Raw genomic sequence first — 24,120 nt, 5'->3', positions numbered from 1 at the left:
AAATCATGAGTAAATATGTTGTAGACGCGGATCATGTTACTATCCGTTTTAACCTGTCGAATGAAAAAATTAATAATTTAAAAGAATATGCCATTAAATTAGTAAAAAAAGAGCTGATGTTTCAGGAATTTCTGGCTCTGGATGATGTTTCTTTAAAAGTAAAAAAAGGCGAAGCCTGGGGACTCATCGGTGTGAATGGTTCCGGAAAATCTACGTTTCTGAAGGCAATTGCAGGTATTTTGAAGCCATATAAGGGAACGATTAAGGTTCGAGGCAATATTGCTCCGATGATCGAGCTGGGAGCCGGATTTGACGGAGAACTGACGGCGAGAGAGAATATTTATATGAACGGTACACTTCTTGGACATTCCAAGGAGTTTATGGATGAACATTTTGATGAGATTGTAGAATTTGCCAATATTAAAAAGTTCCTGGACTCCCCGATTAAGAACTATTCTTCTGGTATGAAGGCAAGACTAGGGTTTGCGGTAGCAACCGTAGATTGTCCGGATGTACTGATTGTAGATGAAGCTCTGGAAGTTGGTGATATGAACTTCCGTAAGAAATGCCGTGAGCGTATGTCAGAACTATTGGAAGGCGGCACTACACTGCTGTTCGTATCTCATAATATCAAGACGGTCCGTGAAGTCTGTGACCATGCTATCTGGCTGGATAAAGGTAAGATGAAGATGAGCGGTGAAGTAGCAGAAGTATGCGACGCTTATCAGGAGGAACAGGATCGACTGGATCTTGAGAGAAGACAAAAGAAGAGAGAAAAGAACTTTAAGAAAAAAGGAAAAGTATATGATTATCTGGTAGTAGGTTCTGGTCTGTATGGAGCAGTTTTTGCCAGAGAGATGGAGAATGCAGGAAAAAGATGCCTGGTACTGGAAAAAAGGCCACATGTGGGTGGAAATATCTATACAGAAGAAACAGACGGAATCCATGTACACAAATATGGAGCACATATTTTCCATACCAGTGATGTAGCAGTATGGAATTATGTAAAAAATTATGCACCGTTTAATAATTTTATTAATTCACCGATTGCCGTTTATAAGGATGAGTTATATAACCTTCCGTTCAATATGAATACATTCAGTAAACTGTGGGGAGTCCGGACTCCGGCAGAAGCAAAGGCAAAGATAGCAGAGCAGATAGCGGACCTGAATATTACAGAACCGCAGAATCTGGAAGAACAGGCACTGTCTCTGGTTGGAACGGATGTGTATGAAAAGCTGATCAAGGGTTATACGGAAAAACAATGGGGAAGAGACTGCAAGGATCTTCCGGCGTTTATTATCAAACGTCTGCCACTTCGGTTTACGTATAACAATAATTATTTTAATGATAAGTATCAGGGAATTCCTGTTGGAGGATACACACAGATTATTGAGAACTTACTGGATGGTATTGATGTAAAAACGAATACCGACTTTTTCAAATATAAGAAAAAATATAAGAATTTCAAAAAAGTCGTATTTACAGGTATGATAGATGAATATTTTGATTATAAGCTGGGGCATTTGGAGTACCGTACCGTACGTTTTGAGACAGAGCGTGTGGAAGAAGAAAGCTATCAGGGCAATGCAGTTGTCAATTATACAGACCGTGAAGTACCATATACCAGAATTATTGAGCATAAGTATTTTGAGCCGGAGAAGGAAGCTGCGCAGCCAAAAGAGTATACCATTATTTCAAAAGAGTATTCCACGGAATGGAAGCCGGGAATGGAACCATATTATCCGGTGAATGATGAGAAGAACAGCAAACTATATGAGGCTTATCAGGAACTGGCCGGAAAAGAAAAAAATGTTATCTTTGGCGGAAGACTGGGACAGTATAAGTATTATGATATGGATAAGGTGATTGCCGCAGCACTTGCTGAAGCAAAAAAAGAATTGAAAAAATAGCAGACAGACATAAAGTATAAAACAGTAGAAGATCCTTATGGAAGTGACCATAAGGATCTTGTATTATGTAATAATCATTAATACAGACCTTGTGAAATAAGATCTTTGATTGATTGAATGACAGCCTCTTTGTCTTCTTTGTAAGTGACGCCGAACCATTTATCCTGAGTCGGAAGTAAAGTAACCAGTGCCTGATCCTTCTGAATCAGATCATCGATGATGGTTGGCAGCAGGTATTCGGAAGAAAGATCATCTTCTGGAATGCTTGCTAAAAATTCCCGGAAACCGTCCTGAATATAGTCAATAAAGTCAGGTGTCAGCCCCCACATGTTCATGGATACATGGGTGTCCAGAGGAATGGAAATCTGCTTGCCATCATTCTGAAGAGCGGCAGCACCATCTGGGGTTTTAACTATATTTTTGGTCTCTACAATCTGTGTCACATGATTCTGAGCATCTACCTGGCAGATTCCTCTGGTAACTCCGCCATTGTCGCTCAATGTATTTTTAAGAACAAATCCTGCCATGCAGAAATGAAAATGATTCACTGCATTACGGGGTGTAACCAGATAGTCATGGATCTTGAAAAATGCTTCTTTGCCATAGTAGTCGTCCGCATTCACTACAGCAAATGGTTCATTTACTGTGCCACGGCAGGCGAGGATAGCCTGACCGGTTCCCCACGGCTTTTTTCTTCCAGCCGGAAGTTTAAATCCGTCCGGAAGGTCGTCCATTTCCTGAAATACGTAACGGATATCGGCCTTCTTCTCAATACGATGCCCGATCATTTCCTGAAAATCCCTTTCAAGATCCTTACGGATAATGATTACAATTTTATTAAAGCCTGCATCCAGAGCATCTGCAATGGAATAGTCCATGATAATTTCGCCATTGGGACCTACAGGCTCTAACTGCTTGATTCCACCGCCAAAACGGCTGCCAATACCGGCGGCCATAATAACGAGAGTTGTATTTTGCATATATGCCTCCTCATATTTATTATTTTATGTCATTGCTCAGGGGCGTTTTGTCAAATATCAGAGAATGTAATTTACTGAACAGATAACATGAGTTCATATTTTTAATTATAACATGAGTGAGTAGATTTTGACAAAAGGATTGTGGTATCATAATGGAAAATGTAAGAGTGGGTTACTGTTCACAGCCAGTGTTCCGCGAGGTGTTTTTTGTGAGCGAAGGTCACAGAAAACCCGAGACATACCGCGCGAAATCATGCAAATGCATGATTTCTGTGCATCGCGAAGCGTGTTGCTGATCACGGAGTGAACAGTAACAAGAGTGGAAAGTATGAAATTAGCGGGTTATTATTCATCAGGTGAATTTGCCAATAAGGCGCATATCACGAAAAAGACAATTCGATATTATGATGAACATAATATTTTAAAGCCGTCTTTTGTGAATGAAAACGGAGCACGGTTCTACACGGATGAGGATTTTGCCAGACTGCAGCAGATACTGTTTCTGAAATATCTTGGATTTTCTCTGGACGATATCCGGGAGATGACCATGCGAAATGGGGATCAGTCATTTCTGTCAGAGTCACTGCAGATGCAGATGGGGTTGATTGAGGAACGTCTGGAACAGATGCAGCTAATGAAGCAGGCTCTGAAGGAAGCGGCTCAGGCGGTGGGAAATGGCGTACAAGTAGACTGGAGTCAGATGCTGCAGGTGGTGAATGTTAATGAGATGGAGCAGAAGCTGAAGAATCAGTATCTGAATTCATCTAATATATCAGCCAGAATCAATTTGCATAAGGAATATGCAGCAAATCCGGAAGGTTGGTTTCCGTGGCTGTTCACGCAGTGCAGGATTCGTCAGGAAGATACGGTTCTGGAACTTGGATGTGGGGATGCATCCCTGTGGCTGGAGAACAGAAAACGGATACCGGATAACATAAAGATCATTTTGTCAGATCTGTCGGATGGCATGATTCGTGATGCAAAAAGATCCATTGGAAATGATAAAAGATTTCATTTCGATGTGATGGATGCTCATCAGATCCATATGCCAGATTCTTCCGTGGATCTGTTGCTGGCCAATCATGTATTGTTTTACTGTGAGAATGTGCAGCAGGTATTTCGGGAAGCCAGGAGAGTGTTAAAACCGGACGGAATCTTTGTGTGCAGTACTTACAGTGGCAGGCATATGAAGGAGATCAGTGAACTGGTACAGGAATTTGATGACCGTATTGTGTTGTCAGCGGAACGTCTGTATGAGCGGTTTGGAAAAGAAAACGGAGCAGAACTTCTGCAGCAGGAATTTCATAATGTGATCTGGCTGCCTTATGAAGATCATCTCAATGTGACAGATGCAGATGCACTGATTGCTTATGTGCTTTCCTGTCATGGCAATCAGAACCGTTATATTGTAGACCGTTATCGGGATTTTTGTGCATTCGTGAATAAGAAAACGGAAAAGGGATTCTATATTACCAAGGATGCGGGAGTGTTCGTGGCAAAGAAAAGGTGAGGTAATCTTACCTGGCCGTTATAAAGTTGAGAAAAATAAAAGAAAGTACTTGAAGGTGCCCTAAGGGCACCTTTTATAATGTAACTATGATAACTAAAGATTTGTTTTTGGTCTGATTTCAGAGACCAGGATAGGAGTACAAAAGCTATGAAGGGAATTATTTTAGCAGGAGGATCCGGAACCCGTTTATATCCGCTGACCATGGTAACTTCCAAACAGTTACTGCCGATTTATGACAAGCCTATGATTTATTATCCGATGTCAGTGCTGATGAATGCAGGAATCCGTGATATTCTGATTATTTCTACCCCGCAGGATACACCACGTTTTCAGGAACTGCTGGGAGATGGAAATCAGTTTGGGGTGAATTTGTCTTATGCTGTACAGCCAAGCCCGGACGGACTGGCACAGGCCTTTATTATTGGCGCAGATTTCATTGGTAATGATACAGTAGCCATGGTGCTGGGGGATAATATTTTTGCAGGTCATGGTCTGAAAAATAGACTGACCACTGCGGTAGAGAATGCAGAGAATGGCAAAGGTGCAACTGTATTCGGTTATTATGTGGATGATCCGGAACGTTTTGGCATCGTAGAATTTGACCATAACGGTAAGGCTGTTTCCATCGAGGAGAAGCCGGCACAGCCAAAGAGCAATTATTGTGTAACCGGATTGTATTTTTACGATAATCGTGTAGTAGAATATGCAAAAAATCTGAAGCCAAGTGCCAGAGGAGAACTGGAGATTACCGATCTGAACCGTATCTATCTGGAAAACGGGGATCTGAATGTAGAACTTCTGGGACAGGGATTTACCTGGCTGGATACCGGTACACATGAGAGTCTGGTGGACGCAACGAACTTTGTGAAGACGGTTGAGACTCACCAGCATCGTAAGATTGCCTGCCTGGAAGAGATCGCTTATCTCAGTGGCTGGATCAGCAAGGAAGAGGTACTGAAGACTTACGAGATCGTAAAGAAAAACCAGTATGGCCAGTATCTGAAGGACGTACTGGATGGAAAGTATAGAGACTAGGAGGAATCAATATCATGAATATTATCGTTACCGGCGGAGCCGGATTTATCGGAAGCAACTTTATTTTTCATATGTTAAAGAAATACCCGGATTACCGTATCGTGTGTTTGGACTGCCTGACTTATGCAGGAAACTTATCTACACTGGCACCGGTTATGGACAATCCTAACTTCCGCTTTGTAAAGGAAAGCATCACAGACAGAGAGGCTGTTTATAAATTATTCGAAGAAGAACATCCGGATATCGTGGTAAACTTCGCAGCAGAGAGCCATGTAGACCGTTCTATCGAGAATCCGGAAGTTTTCCTGGACACCAACATCAAGGGTACTGCAGTGCTGATGGATGCCTGCAGAAAATATGGCATCACCCGTTATCACCAGGTATCTACCGACGAAGTGTATGGAGATCTGCCTCTGGATCGCCCAGATCTGTTTTTTACTGAAGAGACTCCGATCCACACCAGCAGTCCCTACAGCTCTTCCAAGGCTGGTGCTGACCTTCTGGTACTGGCATATCACAGAACTTATGGATTGCCTGTAACTATCAGCCGCTGCTCCAACAACTATGGTCCATATCATTTTCCGGAAAAACTGATTCCACTGATGATTGCCAATGCGTTAAATGACAAGCCTCTTCCTGTTTACGGCGAAGGTTTGAATGTCCGTGACTGGCTGTATGTAGAAGACCACTGCAAGGCCATCGATCTGATTATCCACAAAGGTCGTGTAGGAGAAGTCTACAATATCGGCGGACACAACGAGATGAAGAACATCGATATTGTCAAACTGATCTGTAAGGAACTGGGCAAACCGGAAAGCCTGATCACTCATGTAACAGACCGTAAGGGCCATGATATGCGCTATGCCATTGATCCAACCAAGATTCATAATGAACTGGGCTGGCTGCCGGAGACAAAGTTTGCAGATGGTATCAAGAAGACCATCAAATGGTATCTGGAGAACAGAGAATGGTGGGAGACTATTATTTCCGGTGAATATCAGAATTATTATGAAAAAATGTACGGAGACAGATAACAATGGGACAGATTAAAGTAGAAAAAAATGTAGGTGGCATCCAGGGACTGTGCGTGATCGAACCGACGGTGCATGGAGACTCCCGTGGATATTTTATGGAGACCTACAATGAAAATGATATGAAAGAAGCAGGTCTTGATATGGTGTTTGTACAGGACAACCAGTCCTGTTCGACCAAGGGAGTCCTGCGTGGACTGCATTTTCAGAAATCATTTCCACAGGGCAAGCTGGTTCGTGTAATCAAAGGTTCTGTCTATGATGTGGCCGTGGATCTGAGAAGCAACTCTGAGACTTACGGAAAATACTATGGCATCGAACTGACGGAAGAAAATAAGAAGCAGTTCTACATTCCACAGGGCTTTGCACATGGATTCCTGGTATTATCTGATATCGCAGAATTTTGCTACAAATGTACCGACTTCTATCATCCTGGTGATGAAGGTGGAATGGCATGGAATGATCCGGAAATCGGCATCCAGTGGCCACAGGTAAATGGCAGTTATCAGGGAAGTGCATCTGCGGAAGGATATGTGATGGCAGACGGTACGGCACTGAACCTCAGCGACAAAGATCAGAAATGGCTGGGAATCAAAGATACATTTAAGTTCTGAAAAGGTAAATGAGTAGTATCTGTTCAGTACCTTCACAGATACAGTAATTATAATTTTGAGGCAGCGGTTAGCTGCCTCTTTTGGCAGTGGAAAGTTATTGAACATTACTCTGAACGTATGATATAATTAAGTATTAGGAACATGGACGAGGCTCAAAAAAAGATATGCGAAAGGGAAGAAACATATGGTAACCGTACTGGTTTCGGAAATTTATAAGATTAACAGTATTCAGATTACAATGGAAAAACTGTTAGAAAAAAGGCCAACAGAAGAGGACGAAAAAGAAGAAGAAAAAATCGATGAAGATATGGAGATCCAGGACAATCTGAGTGAAGAAAATACAGAACTGGATAAACAGTTGAAAATACTGTTACTGCATTATCGACCAGATAATAAACACACGTTAAGACTGGTTATGACAGGTGAAGATGGAGAACAGAAACTCTATACCTATGAAGAAATGCAGGATATGATTCTGGAATATGAGAATGAATTGATGGAACTGTATCCTGAGCAGGTTCAGAGAATTGATATGCAGGATATTCCAAAATGGCAGGCTCTGAATCAGGTCATTGATGGGTTGGATACGGATTATTTCCAGATTCTTCAGGCGGGTGACAGAATCAGTCAGGAAACATTGACAACATCAGAAGAATATATGGATGAAGTAGGAGAAGGCGCAGATATTCTTCTCATGAATCTGTATAACAGTAAAAAACTGATACGCGGAGTACAACCGAAAGCGTTAAAAGGGGTATATTCTCTGGATTATATAGACTGGTTCAGAAAAAATGAATGGACTTTTACAAACTGTCTGATAAGACGTTCTGCATGGGATGGTATTCACTTTAATGAAGAGGGTGGCTATGGATATGCTCCATATGCAGTAACTATGCTGGAACTGGCAAACAGAAAAAGAAATCTGGCAATGTACAGGGGAGCATACCCCAAATTTGGTTATGTGAATACGGCAGGAAGACCGAAAAAGGAGATTCCGGAAGAAGAGACAAAAGAATTCTATACAGAAGAACTGGAAAAGAACTATCTTCCGGCATTGCAGTGGGTTATGGAACGGGATCAGGAGATCCCAAGGGATGTACAGTATTACATCTTTGGTGAATTGTGCAGAAGATTTAAACATAACCGGGACAGCAAAGATAAAAAGCTGTTACAGGGAGAAAAGCTGCAGGAGTTCAAGGAAGTCTGCAAAAATATACTGAAATACATTGATGATGACATCATTTGGGGATATGCAGGATCAGCAAAAAAATATACGCCGGGAAATGCACTGGCATATGCATTGTTCCAGATAAAATATGGCGAAGATCTGAATATGGAATTTGGTCTCCAGAAGAGAGAAAGAGTTTCCGTACAATCCAGGATGAATGGACGTCTGCTCCCGAATGAACTGATTCCAACGATACATGTGGATTTAATGAACTATGAGAAAAAGACACTGAGTATTGAATTTTCAGCACCTAAATTTGCAGGCCCGGAAGGAGTAGAAGTAAAAGCTCTGATCAATGATCAGGAGTACCCTATTCAGGAAACGCCACGATATTCTTATGTAAGATTCTTCAGTGAAAATGTATACAAACTTTTCACGTTTATCATTGAGATCCCTTATGAACAGTTGCAGGAAAGAAATGTATTGTCCTTTAAACTGAAACAAAACGGTAATGAACTGATGCTTCCGGTTATCAGTGGAAGATATGTATCAAGAATTAACAGCACAGTGCCTGGATCTTACTGGTGTTTTGGCGAGTATATGGTACGTTTTGTGGGAAAATTTAAGCACAATGCGATTATCATAGAAAAGGCAGGAAGAAAGAAACGTATCATACAGGAACTGCGCGTCCTGAAAAATATGTGGTCCGGAAAGACAAAGAACCGTGCAGCATTAAAACTCAGACTGCTGTACTGGCTGACACGTCCGTATTATAAGAATAAGAATATCTGGATTGCATTCGATAAACTGTATAAAGGCGGTGACTGTGGAGAATATTTTTATAAATATATGTGCAGTCGAAAAGATTCCAATGTATATCCGGTCTATATCATCAATGAGGATGCTCCTGACAGGCAGCGTCTGATCGAAGAAGGATATCATCCGGTCAGCAGAAGCACCTGGAAACAGAAATTACTGTTTCTGAATTCAAAGATGATTTTTGCAACCCATGTGCCAATCCCGGGATTCAATGCAATTGCCAAGAATGTGTTAAAAGGTATTCAGGACAGACTGGAATACAGTCCGACCTGTATCCAGCATGGTCTGACCGTGCAGTACCTGGCTCATGATTCTCACAGACAGTTCAATAATAATAAACGTTATTATTGCGCATCTAAGTATGAGATCCAGAATCTGAGTCTTCCGGAATATGATTATCGTCCGGAACATCTGAAATTGACAGGTGTTCCACGTTACGATGGTCTTGTCAACAAGGATCAGAGACAGATCCTGATCACGCCAACCTGGAGAAGTTATATTGCGATGCCGTCTGTTATGGGAAAATCCAGACCATATAATCCAAACTTCAAAGAGACGGATTATTTCAGAATCTATAATGATTTGATTCATGATCAGAAACTGATTGAGACAGCTAAGAGAACAGGCTATAAACTGATCTATTTGCTTCATCCGATTACCAGTGCGCAGCTGGAGGATTACGGTGAAGTGGAGAATGTAGAACTGATTCAGGCAACCACCGTGAATTATGAAAAGATCTTATGTGAATCCAGTCTGATGGTAACAGACTATTCAGGAGTTCAGTTTGACTTCGCTTATATGAGAAAGCCGGTCGTTTATTATCATCCACCAAAACTACCACCACATTATGTAGAAGGCGGATTCTTCTATGATACTCAGGGATTTGGTGAGATCTGTACAGAACATAAGCAGCTGGTTGATACGATTTGCGATTATATGGAACATGAATGTAAACTGAAAGATTACTATAAAGCACGGCAGGATGATTTCTTTGCCTACGCGGACCATGATAACTGTAAGAGAATTTTTGAAGATGCCATTGCATATCAGAAGGAATTAGCAGAAAACAGATAGGGATAAACGGGAGAGAGTTATGACAGAACAGTGTACCGTTTTGAAAATAGATACTTTAACTGAAAATCTATGGACAAATATTAGAAAAAGTATAGACAGTCTGAAAACAGAGTATGTTGTTTTTATTGGTGCAGGATCCAATTTTTCAGATGAAGATCTGCAGTTTGCATGTGAATATGCAGAAAGAGAACATCTGGACACCGTCATGATGGAATGCTGCTATATGGAAAGTACAAAAGACAGCAGTCAGGGAAGCATACGGTCAGGAAAAATCATTCATCTGAAGAAGCAGAAGGAACTGATTTCCCTGCCGGATGATTATGAAGCTGTACTCTACAGAAGCAGGGCAGTACAGGAAAACAGGCCGGATCCGTCACACGGATATCATGTTGCAGCGGATTTGTTCTACAGAGTAGCGGAAAAATCCATGATAACGGGATATGTCCGGGGAACGCAGGTGGTAATCGGACATCCGGCTCAGGGCGATGCGAGCAGAAACTCAGATAACCGGAAAACAGACTGGTATCTGGACTGTTTTGAAAAGCATATACAGCTGACAAGAGAACGGTTTACCGGTGAACTGCCACTGTATGTACAGGTGCATTTCTTAAGAGAATTGATCATCCGTTATGATGCCAATAAAAATCATGCTGATAAACAGGTATTAAAAGGAGAACAGCTGCAGAGATTCTGGGATATTTCTTCAGATATTTTAAAAGATATTGATGATAAACTGATGATATCCGGAACCAGATTATGGTCCGGATATGCACTGGCCTTTGCCCTGCAGGAAAAGTTCCTGCATTTAAAGTATAAAGAACTGCAGGAAAAGTATTTTCTGGTGGATCCGGAGCAGGAGGGAAAAGGAGAGAAGTATCCTTTGAGAGTTCTGGTCAATGGACGGCAGATGTGGAATCGTGTATTGCCGAGAGTCTGCATTGATGTAATAAATTACGAAAAAGATAAACTGATACTGGACTGTTCCAGTCCGTTCTTTATGAAAGGACCGGATGTCCGGTGGAGTGTTCTGTTTAATGAAAAAGAGATCGAATATCTGGAAACAGCCCGGTATAATGATACTGCTTATTTTGGACAGACAGATTACCGGGGATATACATTCCGGATTATTCTGAAAAAAGAAGATTTTCAGGAAAAGAATACGCTTCAGTTTGTAATAAAGGGTGACAAAAAGAAGATTGAACATCCAATTATTACCAGAAGATACACTTCAAGAATATCGGCAGCTCTGGATGCTTCCTACTGGTGTTTTGACCGGTATGTTATGACCTTTAACAGGGGCAATGTGAAAAAACTAATTCGAATTGAAGAATGTGACAGATGGAGACATCTGAGAAAGGAACTGGCTTTCTGGAAGGCTGCATCTCAGCAGGACAAAGGCAAAGAGAAGATAAAAGAAAGAATATGGTACTGGCTCAGTTACCCTTATTACCACAGAAAAAATATCTGGCTCACCTTTGATAAGCTCTATAAGGGCGGTGACTGCGGGGAATACTTTTATAAGTATGCACTGACCAGGAAGGATACTGATGTGGTGCCCGTATATGTCATGAACAAGGATGCGGAAGATACGCAGAGATTACGAGAAGAGGGTTATCAGCCGCTGATCCATGGAACAAGGAAACACAGATTGATGTTCCTTCATGCGAAAATGGTGTTTGCCACCCATGCAGGCCTGTATAACTTTAATGGAATCAGCAATGAGGAGATTCCGTATCTACAGGATCTGTTGTCTGCGGATGCTGTATGTATACAGCATGGGCTTTCGGTACAGGATCTGGCGTTTAATGCCAATCAGGCATTCAATAATAATAAACTGTATTACTGTGCGTCCAAATATGAGGTGGCCAATCTTCGGAAGCCGCAATATGGCTATTTGGATTCATCTGTGATCAGGCTGAAAGGCCTGGCAAGGTATGACGGTCTGAAGAACCGTGATCAGAAGCAGATTCTGATTACACCAACATGGAGAACTTATATTTCGCTGGGAGCAAAAGAAAAGAATGAATCCAGACCATACTCAGAGATGTTTAAAGAGACGGATTATTACAAGATCTACAATGGACTGATCACTGATCAGAAGCTTTTAGATACTGCCAGGAATACGGGATATAAAGTAGTTTATCTGGTACATCCGAATATTGGAGAACAGGTTGTGGATTTTGAAAAAAAGGATGGCGTGGAGATCATCTCTGCCCTTGGTGTAAACTATGAGAAGATCTTATGTGAATCCAGTCTGATGGTGACAGACTATTCCGGTGTGCAGTTTGATTTTGCCTATATGAGAAAACCGGTTGTATATTATCATCCACCAAAACTCCCACCGCATTATGTGGAAGGAGGATTTTTCTATGAGACTCAGGGATTTGGAGAGATCTGTACGCAGCATCAGGAACTGGTAGATACGCTGTGCGCTTATATGGAGAGTGGATGTGCGTTAAAATCGTTCTACAGGGAACGACAGGATGATTTCTTCGCTTTCAGTGATCATGAAAATTGTAAACGTATTTTTGAAGACGCCTATAAATGGCAAAAGGAAGGAATATAATCGGAAGATGATGGGAGTAAATAAAAAAGAGAGAATCGTGTGGATTGATCAGCTGAGAGGAATTGCCATGTATTTGGTGGTGTTGGGACATGTGGCTCTTCCAAAAGAAGCACAGTCAGTCATATATTCCTTCCATATGCCATTGTTTTTTATCATATCGGGCCTGACCTTAAATGATGAAAAAATCAGAAGAACACCGATAAAAGAATATATATGGAATAAAATTCAGAAATTGATCATTCCGTATTTTTGGATGTGTTTTGCAGTGTTTCCGTTATGGTATTTTGCCTGGCATTATCTGAAAAATATAAAAAGAGGTGTTGGGGATGCACTATATGGAATCTTTATTGGAAATGGCGTGATTGTACCATCGACGTCCAATGCATTGTATTTTTTACTTGTATTATTTCTAGCGGATGTTTTGTATGCAGTGATTCAGAAATATGCAGGAATTGATAAAAAGTATGTGATACTGGCAATAGTAATGTGTCTCTGTATCGGCTATCTGGATCAGGGAGTAACGCATATCTGGCATTTTAACGTAGCATTTACCGCTATTGTATTTATGTATGTGGGAAAATGTTTTATGGATTATTATAAGAGTCATGAAAGTATCAGATTTGTCCCATTCAGGAATGTTGGTTATTTTGGATGCATTGCTGTTTTGCTTGTTACAGGTGCTATTACCCATCAGCTGAATGGAAGAGTTTCTATGACAGCAAACAAATTTGGAAATTCTGTTATTTTTTATTACATGACAGCATTGTCATTTTCATTTGCGGTGATTTTGATTGTCATGAAGATGCCTGTAATAAAAATTCTGAAGTACATAGGACAGAATACGTTGTTGTATGTAGGCGTACATTTGCCAATTTTAAGAATTTTTGAAAATGCTTATCCTGATATTTTTCTGAAGTATCAATACAGTATTCCGTTTTCTGTAGTTCTGTTTTTGGGAATGGCATTGCTGTGCATATTGGTAAATTCATTTTTCCCATATATCTGTGGAAAGAAAAATGAAAAATATAAAGAAGCGGTTTATATCGGAAAATTTGTTCTGCTATTTGAATGTTTTATCATACCGGTGTTTGGACTGATTCGCAGATGTGGTTTGTGGAAACATGATGTTATTCATATGATGTTTGTGGCTCTGGCAACAGGAATCTGCAGTGTACTGTTTTTAGTAATTACACAGAAACATATTCCATTTATCTATATGGAGAAGAAAGAAAATTCGTAAAAGGAGGAAAAGTAGATGGTATCAGCAGTAGTTTTTGCAGGGGGCGTAGGATCCCGAATGAAGTCACAGGATGTGCCGAAGCAGTTCCTGATCGTGGATGGCAAACCTATTATTATCCGCACCCTGGAAGTATTCAGCCAGCATCCGGAAGTAGATGAGATCGTGGTGGCATGTCTGGAAAGCTGGATTCCGGTATTAAAGGAACAGATTGAAAGATATCATGTACAGAAGATACGTGCCATTGTGCCTGGGGGTGCAAACGGACATGGCTCCATTCACAATGGTCTGGTAAAAGCGGCGGAGACGGCAAAGGGTGAAGATATTGTGCTGATCTGTGACGGCGTTCGTCCAATGATTACCGCACAACTGGTATCAAACTGTATCCGGGAAGCAAGAGAGTATGAAAATGCAGTTCCGGTGACACCAAGTATCGACTCTGTACTGGAGAGCTTCGACGGCAGTACCTGCCGGAAGAGCTATAAGAGAAGCAATATGTTCATTACTCAGGCACCACAGGGTTATACATTCCGTAAGATCCTCTGGGCACATGAAGAAGCAGAGAAAAGAGGGATTACCAATCCGACTTCTTCTGCAGAACTTTTACTGGAACTGGGCGAAGATATTCATATTTTTATCGGAGAAAGACAGAATATTAAGGTAACAACACCGGAAGATCTGTATACCTTACGTTCCGGATATTATTACAACCGTTACCGTGCGTTCGCCAGTGAAGAACTGCTGAACGAGAGAATGTCAGAAGGAGAAAACAAGTGGGAAAAACAATAAAAGAACTGGTCTCAGAGCTGGTGTATGCAGATGTGGAATCTGTCACGGACAGAGACCTGCCGTGGGAGGAACTGAATAAAAAGACGGTTCTGGTGACCGGTGCCAATGGATTTATCAGTTACTATGTGGTACTGGCACTGCTGATGCGCAATGACCGATACCAGGCAGGTACGAAGGTCATCGGACTGGTGCGTTCAAGAGAGAATGCAGAGAAAAAGTATGGAGAAATTCTGGATCGTGAGGATATTTCACTTCAGGTACAGGATGTATGTGAACTGACGGACTGCGGAAGAGTGGATTATATTATTCATGCAGCGAGTCAGGCTAGTGCATGGCATTTTGAACATGATCCGGTAGGAACCATCAATGCTAATCTGATCGGAACACAGAAGGTACTGGAACTGGCAGTCAAATATCAGGCACAGGTGCTGATGTTCTCCAGTCTGAAGACATATGGAAGCTTTGGTGAGAATCCGAAGGAATCCATGAAAGAAGAAGATGTGGGATATCTGGATCATACTTCTTATAAGAATTGTTATGCAATTGGCAAACGGGCGGCAGAGACTTTATGTGCCAGCTACAGCAAGCAGTATGGTATTCCTGTGAAGATCGTACGTCCAAGTTATATCTATGGACCGACCAGACGGGGGGATGACCGTGTATGGGCGCAGTTCATGGTAAATGTGCTGAACAACGAAGATATTGTGTTAAAGAGCAGTGGTGCACCTTACCGTTCTTACTGTTATGTGACAGATACGGTAGCAGCTGTATTTACCGTGTTGTTAAAGGGGCAGGTAATGCAGCCGTACAATATCTCTTCCCAGGAAGGAAATATTACCATCCGCAATCTGGCAAGAGCAGCGGTAGCGGCATTCCCGGAAAAGCACTTAAAGCTTTCTTTTGTAAATCCAGAAGACGAAAAGGAACCGAAGATTACTGCAAAAGTTTGTGAAATCCTGGATTCTGAGAAGTTAGAGAGCCTGGGCTGGAAGGCAAAGGTAAGCATCGGAGAAGGCATGAAACGCGCCATTCAGATTATGGAAGAACAATAACGAAGAGTAAACAATATTTACCAAGAATTGACAGTGATCGATAATTCAAGTATGATAAAATGCAGAGAATGAAAAGCAAATGGCAAGACTGTTTTATATGATAGGGAAAAGCTCTACAGGAAAAGATACCATCTACAGGGAAGTAATCAGCCGTACAGATCTGGATCTGAATCCTCTTGTAATGTATACGACAAGACCGATCAGGAAAGGGGAAACAGATGGAAAAGAGTACTATTTTGTGGATGAAAATGTCCTGAATGAGCTTGAGAAGGAAGGCAGAGTGATTGAAAAACGTGCTTATCATACCATTCATGGAATATGGACATATTTTACGGTGGATGATGAGCACGCGGATTTGAACAGAAAAGACTATCTGGCAATCGGGACACTGGAATCGTACGCACAGATCCGTAATTATTATGGAGAAAAACTGGTTGTTCCGGTCTATATTCAGGTGGAGGACGGACTTCGCCTGGAGCGGGCTCTGAAGCGTGAGAAGCAGCAGCCAGTTCCGAAGTATGAGGAACTGTGCAGGCGTTTTCTGGCAGATCAGGCAGATTATGCGGAAGAGAAGCTGGCAAAAGCTGGGATTGACAGAAGATTTTCTAATGATAAAGACATTATGTCCTGTGTAGAAGAAGTAGCTGCTTTTATCCGGGCAGGGCAAAAGAAGTAAAGGAATAATCAGTTACCGGCTATACAGTGAACGGTAACGAGAATCAGGCAGCACCTGGTTCAGAAGGGAGAAGGCATGGCAGGATTTGATCAGATTATCGGGCATACAGATGTGGTAGAGCATCTGAAAAATGCAATGAAGATGGATAAGGTATCACATGCCTATATATTTAACGGAGAAAAAGGCTGCGGGAAGAAGACACTGGCGAGAGAATTTGCCAGAGCGCTGCAGTGTCAGGGAGAGGGAGAAAAACCGTGCGGAATGTGTCAGTCATGCCGTCAGGCAGAGGGACACAATCAGCCGGATATTATAGAAGTGACGCATGATAAGCTAAACACCATCGGTGTGGATGATATCAGAGAGCAGGTAGTGGCAGATGTGCAGGTACGTCCGTACAGCAGTCCGTATAAGGTATATATTATACCGGATGCGGAGAAGATGAATCAGCAGGCACAGAACGCACTGCTGAAGACCATAGAAGAGCCGCCTGAATATGTGGTGATTTTACTTCTTACTACGAATTCGGCAGCATTTTTACCGACGATTTTATCCAGATGTGTGATGCTGAATATGAAACCGGCATCGGATGAACTGGTAAGAAAGTATCTGATGGAGCATGTGCAGATCCCGGACTATGAGGCTGATATCTGTGTGGCATTTGCACAGGGAAATATAGGAAAGGCAGAACGTCTGGCATCCTCTGAGTATTTTTCAGAGATCAAAGGTGCAGCCATTCACTTGCTGACCCATGTAAAAGACATGGACATTGGGGAGATCTCCCAGGCGGTGAAGGCAGTTAGTGAATATAAGCTGGATATCCGGGATTATCTGGATCTGCTGGCAGTATGGTTCCGTGATGTACTGTACTTCAAAGCAACCAGTGATGCCAATGGTATTATTTTTAAAGAGAATGTGAGAGCAATTACGACGCAAACCAGACATTGCTCTTATGAAGGGCTGGAGCAGATTTTGGATGGAATTCGCAAGGCAAAGGCGAGACTGACCGCCAATGTGAATTTTGATCTGACGATGGAATTACTGTTCCTGTTAATAAAGGAGAATCAGTAGAATGACAAAAATTATAGGGGTTCGTTTCCGTACGGCGGGGAAGGTATACTATTTTGACCCTAAGAATATGGAGATTAAACGGGGACAGCACGTCATTGTGGAGACAGCCCGTGGAACAGAATATGGTCATGTGGTAGTAGGAACGAAGGAAGTAGCCAGAGAAGAAGTGGTACAGCCACTGAAACCAGTACTTCGTATCGCCACTGCGGAAGATGACGAGCATGCAAAACGTAACCGTGAAAAAGAGCGGGAAGCGATGGCAATCTGTCAGAAGAAGATCCTGAAGCACAATCTGGATATGAAGCTGATTGATGCTGAGTATACATTTGACAATAATAAGATCCTGTTTTACTTTACAGCTGACGGCAGAATTGACTTCCGTGAGCTGGTAAAGGATCTGGCAGTAGTGTTTAAGATGCGAATTGAGCTGCGTCAGATAGGTGTACGAGACGAGACAAAGATCTTAGGGGGAGTGGGAATCTGTGGACGTCCTCTTTGCTGTCATACGTATTTATCAGAATTTGCACCGGTATCGATTAAGATGGCAAAAGAGCAGAATCTGTCTCTGAATCCGACGAAGATTTCAGGAGTCTGCGGACGCCTGATGTGTTGTCTGAAGAATGAAGAGGATACTTATGAGTATCTGAATAGCCGTCTGCCGGATGTTGGCGAGACAGTCACCCTTCCGGATGGAGACCAGGGTGAAGTACACAGTGTGAATGTATTGAGACAGACTGTGAAGGTTCTGATCGAGGTGGATGACGGAAAAGAAATGAGCGAATATCCGGTGAGTGAACTGAAGTTCAAGCCGAAAAAACGTAAGAATAACAATAAAGATAATGACCGGGAAATCAAGGAGAGCAGAGAAATCTGCGACAGCGAGGCGGAACCAAAGGAACGCAAAAGAGAAGGACGAGAAAATTGTGACAACGAGCGTGTATCAAAGGAACACCGGGAAAATCGTGACAATGAGCGTGGACCAAAGGAACGCCGGGAAAATCGTGATAATGAACGTGAACCAAAGGAGCGCAGAGATCGACGTGAGCCAAGGGAACGCAGGGATAACCGTGAGCATCGGAATAACCGACGTCACAACCGGGGAGAAAAGCCGGAAGTTACACGGGAGAGAGAATCAGAATGAAAGTTGAGCTGAAAGCCGGAGAACGAATCGATGAACTTCAGCGCAATGGCTACCAGATCATTCAGAATGAGAATGGGTTCTGCTTTGGCATGGATGCAGTGTTGTTGTCCGGATTTGCGAAAGTGAAAAGGGGTGAAAATGCTCTGGATCTGGGAACCGGTACCGGAATTATCCCAATTTTGCTGGAAGCAAAGACAGAAGGCAGACATTTTACCGGGCTGGAGATTCAGGAGACCAGTGCAGACATGGCACAGCGCAGTGTATGCCTAAATGATCTGAATGAAAAAGTGGAGATTATCAGAGGTGACATCAAAGAAGCAACGGATTTTTTTGGAAAAGCATCCTTTGATGTGGTAACGTCGAATCCGCCTTATATGACCGGGCAGCATGGTCTGGTGAATCCAGATATGCCTAAGGCAGTTGCCAGACATGAGATTCTCTGTACACTGGAGGATGTGATAGGACAGGCATCTGCATTGTTGAAAGAAAACGGAAGATTCTATATGGTACACCGTCCGTTTCGGCTGGCTGAGATTATGGTAACCATGAGCAGATATCGGCTGGAGCCAAAACGCATGAAGCTGGTGTATCCTTTTGTGGATAAAGAACCAAATATGGTATTGATAGAAGGTCTCAAAGGAGGACGCCCGAGGGTTACCGTGGAGAAGCCACTGATCGTATATGAGAAACCGGGAGTCTATACCAGCGAGATCTATGATATATACGGGTATTAGAGGAAGGGAGGCGCAGGCCTTGCAGGGAAAATTGTATTTGTGTGCAACACCGATCGGTAATCTGGAAGATATTACTTTGCGGGTGCTGCGTACTTTAAAAGAAGTAGATATGATTGCGGCAGAGGATACGCGAAACAGTATTAAACTGTTGAATCATTTTGAGATCAAGACGCCGATGACCAGTTATCATGAATATAACAAGATCGATAAGGCATATTATCTGATTGAACAGATGAAGGAAGGAAAAAATGTAGCACTGATTACGGATGCCGGTACACCGGGGATTTCTGATCCGGGTGAAGATCTGGTACGCCTGTGCTATGAAGCAGGAATCGAGGTTACATCCCTTCCGGGAGCGGCGGCATGTATTACGGCGCTGACGTTGTCGGGACTGTCCACCAGAAGATTTTGTTTTGAAGCGTTTCTGCCATCGGATAAGAAGGAAAAGCAGGCGGTTCTGGAAGAACTGAAGACAGAGATGCGTACCATCATTCTGTATGAGGCACCGCACCGTCTGGTAAGAACACTGGAAGAATTGCTGGAGACTCTGGGAGACCGCAGGGCAACCATTTGCCGGGAACTGACTAAGAAACATGAGACAGCATTTACCACAACACTGGCAGAAGCATTGGAGCATTTCCGGCAGACCGAGCCAAAGGGAGAATGTGTCATCGTCATTGAGGGCAAGAGCCGACAGGCAGTGGAACAGGAAGCCAGGGAGAAATGGGAAGAACTGAGTGTAGAAGAACATATGGAGCATTATCTCTCCCAGGGAATTGATAAAAAAGAGGCAATGAAGAAAGTGGCAAAGGATCGGGGAGTTCCCAAGCGTGTGATTTACCAGGCACTCCTGACCATGACGCTTTTACTGCTTGGTGTGGGATGCGGAAAAGCAGCAAAAACTGTGGCAGATGATCCGTATCTTGGTGTGGCACAGGTGTTGCAGCCTGTGGCAGAGGGCACGGACGTACTGTCAGAGGGGAGTTTTACACTGGATATCTCAGATACATCCCAAGGGTACACGGTAGCGTCTTATCAGGGAGATATGGAAAAAGTCAACATACAGTTAACAGGACCCGACGGAATTGTGTATAAGTATTTTGTGACAGAGGAAGATGGAGAAACGGTACTTCCGCTGACAGGAGGAGATGGAACATATGCATTGGAAGTCTACGAGAATATCGCGGATGATCAATACAGTGCACTGTTGAATGAATCCTTTGAAGTCAGTCTGGAAAGTGAGTTTCTCCCTTTTTTATATCCGAACCAATATGTGAACTTTAACGAGAACAGTGAGGCGGTAAAACTGGCTGCGGAATTGGCGGGGGATACGAAAGATGATCTGACTGTATTGCAGAACATCTATAATTATGTGACATCGAACATTACATATGATTATGACAAGGCAGCGAATGTTCCATACGGATACCTGCCGGATATAGATGATACCTTAAAAACAAAGACAGGAATCTGTTTTGATTATGCGGCATTGATGTGTGCGATGCTCAGATGCCGGGGAATTCCGGCAAAACTGGATATTGGATATACCAACGATGGACTGTATCACGCATGGATCAGTACCTATCTGAAGGACAAAGGCTGGGTGGACAATATCGTAGAATTCAATGGAGATACCTGGCAGTTACTGGATCCAACCATGACAGCCGCATCCAGCACCGAAGCCGAAAAAAAACAGGTGGCAAAAAACAGCGAGAAATATATGGTACAGTATGTGCGTTAGCAACTCAGTCATGCTTGAGGAACAGGCAGCATCATGCTTGCATGAAATGCTGGCTGGACGAAAGCATGAACTGAGCGCACGGTTATGAGCAAAAAGAGCTGCGAAGCAGCGGAAAGCATCGAGAGATGCGTTTTGCGAATGTGCGCGGCTGAGTTGAGGAACAGGCAGCATCATGCTTGCATGGAAAAAGGGGGATTGTATGAAAACTTTGAGTAACGAAGAACTGATGTCGTTTTGCAGTCAGTTATCCATGATTCTTCATGCGGGAATTTCTTCCATCGAAGGTCTTGCTATTATGAAGGAGGATTTGCCTGACGGAGAAGGGAAGAAGATCCTGGAGACATTATATGAGCATATGGAAATGAGTGGTAATCTGGCGCAGTCCATGAAGGAAACGGAAGTGTTTCCGGAATATGTCTGCAGTATGACGGAGATCGGAGAGCAGACAGGACGCCTTGATGAAGTTATGGATGGTCTGGCGCTTCACTATGAGAGGGAAAAGGATCTGGCAGAGAGCATCAAAAGTGCACTGTTGTATCCGGCGGTTATGCTTGGAATGCTCACGGTCGTCATACTGATCCTGGTGGTCAAAGTCATGCCGGTATTCCATGAAGTGCTCCAACAGCTTGGCGGTGGACTGACTGGTGTCTCAGCAGGAATTCTGAAGATTGGAACAGTACTAAGTCGGTACAGCCTGGCTTTTGTGTTGATTTTGGCAGCGCTGGTGGCAGTAATGGCATATCTGGTGCTTTCTGACAAAGGAAGAGAAGCTTTTCGCGGCTGGCTGGAAAGATCCAGACTGACTGGAAAGACAGCAGAGAAGATTGCATGCTCCCGTGTGGCAGAAGGGCTGAGTCTGTGCATTTTCAGCGGTCTTGATATGGATCAGAGCCTGGAGATGACGGAAAAACTGGTGACACACAGTGAGATGAAGCAGCGGATCAGCAAATGCCGGGAACTGATGATGAAAGGGGAAAGCATTGATCGGGCACTGACGGAAAGCAGGATTTTTTCCGGAATTTATGGAAAAATGGTTTCTGTAGGCATGCGTACCGGATCCGTAGATCAGGTTATGTCGAAGATTGCCGGTGAGTATGAGGAAGATGTGGTACAGAATCTGCAGCAGAAGGTATCGGTCATCGAGCCAACACTGGTAGCAGTTTTATCCGTACTGGTAGGACTGATTCTGATCTCAGTCATGTTGCCGCTGATGAATATTATGTCCAGTCTGGGTTAGGAGAGTCAGATGAATCGTTTTCAAAAACAAAAAAATGTGGGAAAGAATGTACGGTCACTGGCAGCTCCGGCACTTCTGGCAGTGGCAGTAATCGGATGTGTGTGGAACGGCATCACGTCAGTATCGGATCAGGCTGCCAGGCAGGAGAAGAAAAGCCTGGAGGAAGCTATTCGGCGGGATATGGTGACCTGCTATGCCATGGAGGGTGTTTACCCGGAAAGTCTGGATTATCTGAAGGAACACTATGGGCTGACTTATGATGAAACGCGCTATATTGTGAATTATGAAGTAATGGGATCGAATCTGATGCCCGATGTGACTGTTTTGGAGAAGCAGGGAAGCTGACGGCAGAAATGAGGCAAGTATGAAAGAACAGAAACATTCCATAGAAGTGGTATTTACCATGGTGACTTTTTTGATGTATGCGATGGCATTATTGATGTTTGTGTCACTGGGGGCAATGGTGTACCGTTCCGTAACGCATCAGATGGAGCTGCATCAGACGCAACGGACGGCAGAAAATTATCTGCGGGAAAAGGTGCGTCAGAATGACCGCACCGGAATCGTCAGCATTGGTGAAATAGAAGGTGAGCCTGCACTGCAGATTAGGCAGAATATTGGAGAGAAAGAATATGTTACCTATATTTTTGCAGAAGGAGGAAGTCTGAAGGAGTTGCTGGTGTCAGCAAAAAAAGATGCAAAGGCTTCAGATGGAGCGGTGCTCCTGAGCATGGAGGAAGTATCTTTTGCGGAGGAACAGGGATGCCTGACAGTGACTTTACAGATGGATGAGAACCACAGCCATACATTTCAGATCAGGAGAAGGAGCGGCAGTCTATGAAAGTAAGAGAATCTTCCAGATCCAGTCTGTTTTTGCTGGAACTGATGATATCGATTGTGTTTTTTGCACTGGCAGCAGCAGGATGCGTGCAGGTATTTGCCAAAGCACATATGCTTAGCCGGGAGGCAGGCAGACTGGATATGGCAGTAAGTGTGGCACAGAGTCTGGCAGAGGAGTACAGTGGAAGCAGGACGGAAGATGACCGGCGTTATTATGATGAACTGGGAAATGTCTGCGGGGAAGAAGACGGAATATATCTGGCCGAGATCGCACAGACAGAGGAAGCTGGCATGAATCAGATCCATATTACGGTGATGGATGTGAAGACGCAGGATACATTGTATACACTTCAGACAGCCAGCTATTTTCCAGACGGAACCGGAGGCAGAAATGAATAGAAAAAAGGGATTTCTGGGAGCAGGGCTGTCTACAGTACTGTTGGTGTTTGTTATGCTTTGTCTGATTGTTTTTGCGGTGCTTTCACTGGCAACCGCCAGGGCGGACCTTCAGATGAGTCGGAAAATGGCGGATCGCACACAGCTTTATTATAAGGCACAGAGCCGGGCGTATGAAAAGGTAAAGTCGATTGACGGGATTCTGGTGAAACAATATAATAAAGAAAAAGATCATTTTCTGGAAAACGTATGGGGTGCACTTCAGGCAGAGAACCTGACAGTAACCTACGCAGAAGATCAGCAGGGTATTGTATGCAGTTTTCAGGAAACGATAGATGATACACAGCAGATTGAAGCAGAACTGACAATTGCAGCACCGCAGCAAGAAGGTGAAGCCTGTTATCAGATCACAGGATGGCAGGTGCAGCAGAAAAATGAATGGAAGGCAGACATGGTACTGCCGGTAATGCAGCGAGAATAAAATACAGGCCGGAGGAAT

Annotated in this window: 20 protein-coding genes and 3 pseudogenes; 22 read left to right on the top strand and 1 reads right to left on the bottom strand. The window is 43.2% G+C overall.

Features of this window, described 5'->3' with window-relative positions:
- Positions 1-5 precede the first annotated feature (5 nt).
- Together H8716_RS17850 and glf are read left to right on the top strand one after the other, a co-directional pair.
- Positions 6-524: pseudogene (locus H8716_RS17850) on the top strand (ABC transporter ATP-binding protein); the annotation flags it as partial.
- 219 nt (positions 525-743) lie between these two features.
- Complete coding sequence (gene glf / locus H8716_RS17845; protein WP_283243015.1) at positions 744-1,913, top strand: UDP-galactopyranose mutase; 1,170 nt, start codon at positions 744-746, stop codon at positions 1,911-1,913.
- A gap of 77 nt (positions 1,914-1,990) precedes the next feature.
- Here glf and H8716_RS06800 read toward each other — a convergent pair whose 3' ends face one another.
- Positions 1,991-2,893, bottom strand: a complete 903-nt coding sequence (locus tag H8716_RS06800) for a nucleotidyltransferase family protein (protein ID WP_249307820.1) — start codon at positions 2,891-2,893, stop codon at positions 1,991-1,993.
- 328 nt (positions 2,894-3,221) lie between these two features.
- On the opposite strand from H8716_RS06800, the gene H8716_RS06795 reads away from it, so the two are divergent.
- The 20 genes and pseudogenes from H8716_RS06795 to H8716_RS06700 all read left to right on the top strand — a co-directional run bounded on the left by H8716_RS06795 (position 3,222) and on the right by H8716_RS06700 (position 24,102).
- Positions 3,222-4,403, top strand: a complete 1,182-nt coding sequence (locus H8716_RS06795) for a MerR family transcriptional regulator (RefSeq protein ID WP_249307819.1) — start codon at positions 3,222-3,224, stop codon at positions 4,401-4,403.
- A 147-nt stretch (positions 4,404-4,550) separates the two neighbouring features.
- A complete protein-coding gene (gene rfbA / locus H8716_RS06790; protein WP_249307818.1) occupies positions 4,551-5,438 on the top strand; it encodes a glucose-1-phosphate thymidylyltransferase RfbA in 888 nt (295 codons plus the stop codon).
- 14 nt (positions 5,439-5,452) lie between these two features.
- Entirely contained in the window at positions 5,453-6,472 is a 1,020-nt protein-coding gene (gene rfbB, locus H8716_RS06785) for a dTDP-glucose 4,6-dehydratase (RefSeq protein WP_117449904.1), read from the top strand.
- A 2-nt stretch (positions 6,473-6,474) separates the two neighbouring features.
- The gene (rfbC, locus tag H8716_RS06780; protein ID WP_249307817.1) at positions 6,475-7,083 is read left to right on the top strand and encodes a dTDP-4-dehydrorhamnose 3,5-epimerase; all 609 of its coding nucleotides are present in this window, start codon (positions 6,475-6,477) and stop codon (positions 7,081-7,083) included.
- Between the two features lie 184 nt (positions 7,084-7,267).
- A complete protein-coding gene (locus H8716_RS06775; RefSeq protein WP_249307816.1) occupies positions 7,268-10,144 on the top strand; it encodes a CDP-glycerol glycerophosphotransferase family protein in 2,877 nt (958 codons plus the stop codon).
- Positions 10,145-10,163: 19 nt separating this feature from the next.
- On the top strand, positions 10,164-12,710 hold the full coding sequence (locus tag H8716_RS06770; protein ID WP_249307815.1) for a CDP-glycerol glycerophosphotransferase family protein: 2,547 nt from the start codon (positions 10,164-10,166) through the stop codon (positions 12,708-12,710).
- 7 nt (positions 12,711-12,717) lie between these two features.
- A complete protein-coding gene (locus tag H8716_RS06765) occupies positions 12,718-13,950 on the top strand; it encodes an acyltransferase family protein (RefSeq protein WP_249307814.1) in 1,233 nt (410 codons plus the stop codon).
- Positions 13,951-13,965: 15 nt separating this feature from the next.
- Positions 13,966-14,736, top strand: a complete 771-nt coding sequence (locus tag H8716_RS06760; RefSeq protein ID WP_249307813.1) for an IspD/TarI family cytidylyltransferase — start codon at positions 13,966-13,968, stop codon at positions 14,734-14,736.
- Positions 14,721-15,788, top strand: a complete 1,068-nt coding sequence (locus H8716_RS06755; protein ID WP_249307812.1) for an NAD-dependent epimerase/dehydratase family protein — start codon at positions 14,721-14,723, stop codon at positions 15,786-15,788. Before H8716_RS06760 ends, H8716_RS06755 begins: the two co-directional genes overlap by 16 nt.
- A gap of 79 nt (positions 15,789-15,867) precedes the next feature.
- A complete protein-coding gene (locus tag H8716_RS06750; RefSeq protein ID WP_249307811.1) occupies positions 15,868-16,464 on the top strand; it encodes a nucleoside/nucleotide kinase family protein in 597 nt (198 codons plus the stop codon).
- A gap of 75 nt (positions 16,465-16,539) precedes the next feature.
- Positions 16,540-17,532 (top strand): DNA polymerase III subunit delta', encoded by a 993-nt coding sequence (gene holB / locus H8716_RS06745; protein ID WP_249307810.1) that lies wholly within the window; start codon positions 16,540-16,542, stop codon positions 17,530-17,532.
- A 1-nt stretch (position 17,533) separates the two neighbouring features.
- Positions 17,534-18,448 (top strand): annotated as a pseudogene (locus H8716_RS06740) (PSP1 domain-containing protein); the annotation flags it as partial.
- A 221-nt stretch (positions 18,449-18,669) separates the two neighbouring features.
- Positions 18,670-19,407: a tRNA1(Val) (adenine(37)-N6)-methyltransferase gene (locus tag H8716_RS06735; RefSeq protein ID WP_249307809.1), complete on the top strand. Its 738-nt coding sequence runs from the start codon at positions 18,670-18,672 to the stop codon at positions 19,405-19,407.
- 19 nt (positions 19,408-19,426) lie between these two features.
- Positions 19,427-20,260: pseudogene (rsmI, locus tag H8716_RS17840) on the top strand (16S rRNA (cytidine(1402)-2'-O)-methyltransferase); the annotation flags it as partial.
- A gap of 3 nt (positions 20,261-20,263) precedes the next feature.
- Positions 20,264-21,148 carry a transglutaminase-like domain-containing protein gene (locus tag H8716_RS17835; RefSeq protein WP_334299706.1) on the top strand — a complete coding sequence of 295 codons (885 nt, stop codon included), beginning with the start codon at positions 20,264-20,266 and terminating at the stop codon, positions 21,146-21,148.
- A 199-nt stretch (positions 21,149-21,347) separates the two neighbouring features.
- Positions 21,348-22,385 carry a type II secretion system F family protein gene (locus H8716_RS06720; protein ID WP_249307808.1) on the top strand — a complete coding sequence of 346 codons (1,038 nt, stop codon included), beginning with the start codon at positions 21,348-21,350 and terminating at the stop codon, positions 22,383-22,385.
- Positions 22,386-22,394: 9 nt separating this feature from the next.
- Entirely contained in the window at positions 22,395-22,730 is a 336-nt protein-coding gene (locus H8716_RS06715; RefSeq protein ID WP_249307807.1) for a hypothetical protein, read from the top strand.
- Positions 22,731-22,749: 19 nt separating this feature from the next.
- Complete coding sequence (locus H8716_RS06710) at positions 22,750-23,226, top strand: DUF4860 domain-containing protein (protein ID WP_249307806.1); 477 nt, start codon at positions 22,750-22,752, stop codon at positions 23,224-23,226.
- A complete protein-coding gene (locus H8716_RS06705) occupies positions 23,223-23,624 on the top strand; it encodes a type IV pilus modification PilV family protein (RefSeq protein WP_249307805.1) in 402 nt (133 codons plus the stop codon). The genes H8716_RS06710 and H8716_RS06705 overlap by 4 nt, the downstream gene beginning before the upstream one ends.
- Complete coding sequence (locus H8716_RS06700) at positions 23,617-24,102, top strand: hypothetical protein (RefSeq protein ID WP_249307804.1); 486 nt, start codon at positions 23,617-23,619, stop codon at positions 24,100-24,102. The genes H8716_RS06705 and H8716_RS06700 overlap by 8 nt, the downstream gene beginning before the upstream one ends.
- Positions 24,103-24,120 lie beyond the last annotated feature (18 nt).

Source organism: Jingyaoa shaoxingensis (assembly GCF_014385005.1).
Taxonomy (GTDB): domain Bacteria; phylum Bacillota; class Clostridia; order Lachnospirales; family Lachnospiraceae; genus Marvinbryantia; species Marvinbryantia shaoxingensis.
The sequence above is the reverse complement of the archived record's forward strand: the minus strand, read 5'-3'. Positions and strand labels throughout refer to the sequence as shown.

Excerpts from the sequence above, each read along its gene's own strand:
- H8716_RS06750 (WP_249307811.1), top strand. The coding sequence starts at position 15,868 with ATGGCAAGACTGTTTTATATGATAGGGAAAAGCTCTACAGGAAAAGAT.
- H8716_RS06795 (WP_249307819.1), top strand. The coding sequence starts at position 3,222 with ATGAAATTAGCGGGTTATTATTCATCAGGTGAATTTGCCAATAAGGCG.
- holB (WP_249307810.1), top strand. The coding sequence starts at position 16,540 with ATGGCAGGATTTGATCAGATTATCGGGCATACAGATGTGGTAGAGCAT.
- rfbA (WP_249307818.1), top strand. The coding sequence starts at position 4,551 with ATGAAGGGAATTATTTTAGCAGGAGGATCCGGAACCCGTTTATATCCG.
- H8716_RS06705 (WP_249307805.1), top strand. The coding sequence starts at position 23,223 with ATGAAAGTAAGAGAATCTTCCAGATCCAGTCTGTTTTTGCTGGAACTG.
- H8716_RS06715 (WP_249307807.1), top strand. The coding sequence starts at position 22,395 with ATGAATCGTTTTCAAAAACAAAAAAATGTGGGAAAGAATGTACGGTCA.
- H8716_RS06720 (WP_249307808.1), top strand. The coding sequence starts at position 21,348 with ATGAAAACTTTGAGTAACGAAGAACTGATGTCGTTTTGCAGTCAGTTA.
- H8716_RS06700 (WP_249307804.1), top strand. The coding sequence starts at position 23,617 with ATGAATAGAAAAAAGGGATTTCTGGGAGCAGGGCTGTCTACAGTACTG.
- H8716_RS17835 (WP_334299706.1), top strand. The coding sequence starts at position 20,264 with ATGACGCTTTTACTGCTTGGTGTGGGATGCGGAAAAGCAGCAAAAACT.
- H8716_RS06710 (WP_249307806.1), top strand. The coding sequence starts at position 22,750 with ATGAAAGAACAGAAACATTCCATAGAAGTGGTATTTACCATGGTGACT.
- H8716_RS06770 (WP_249307815.1), top strand. The coding sequence starts at position 10,164 with ATGACAGAACAGTGTACCGTTTTGAAAATAGATACTTTAACTGAAAAT.
- H8716_RS06800 (WP_249307820.1), bottom strand. The coding sequence starts at position 2,893 with ATGCAAAATACAACTCTCGTTATTATGGCCGCCGGTATTGGCAGCCGT.
- H8716_RS06765 (WP_249307814.1), top strand. The coding sequence starts at position 12,718 with ATGATGGGAGTAAATAAAAAAGAGAGAATCGTGTGGATTGATCAGCTG.
- H8716_RS06735 (WP_249307809.1), top strand. The coding sequence starts at position 18,670 with ATGAAAGTTGAGCTGAAAGCCGGAGAACGAATCGATGAACTTCAGCGC.
- H8716_RS06775 (WP_249307816.1), top strand. The coding sequence starts at position 7,268 with ATGGTAACCGTACTGGTTTCGGAAATTTATAAGATTAACAGTATTCAG.
- H8716_RS06760 (WP_249307813.1), top strand. The coding sequence starts at position 13,966 with ATGGTATCAGCAGTAGTTTTTGCAGGGGGCGTAGGATCCCGAATGAAG.
- rfbB (WP_117449904.1), top strand. The coding sequence starts at position 5,453 with ATGAATATTATCGTTACCGGCGGAGCCGGATTTATCGGAAGCAACTTT.
- rfbC (WP_249307817.1), top strand. The coding sequence starts at position 6,475 with ATGGGACAGATTAAAGTAGAAAAAAATGTAGGTGGCATCCAGGGACTG.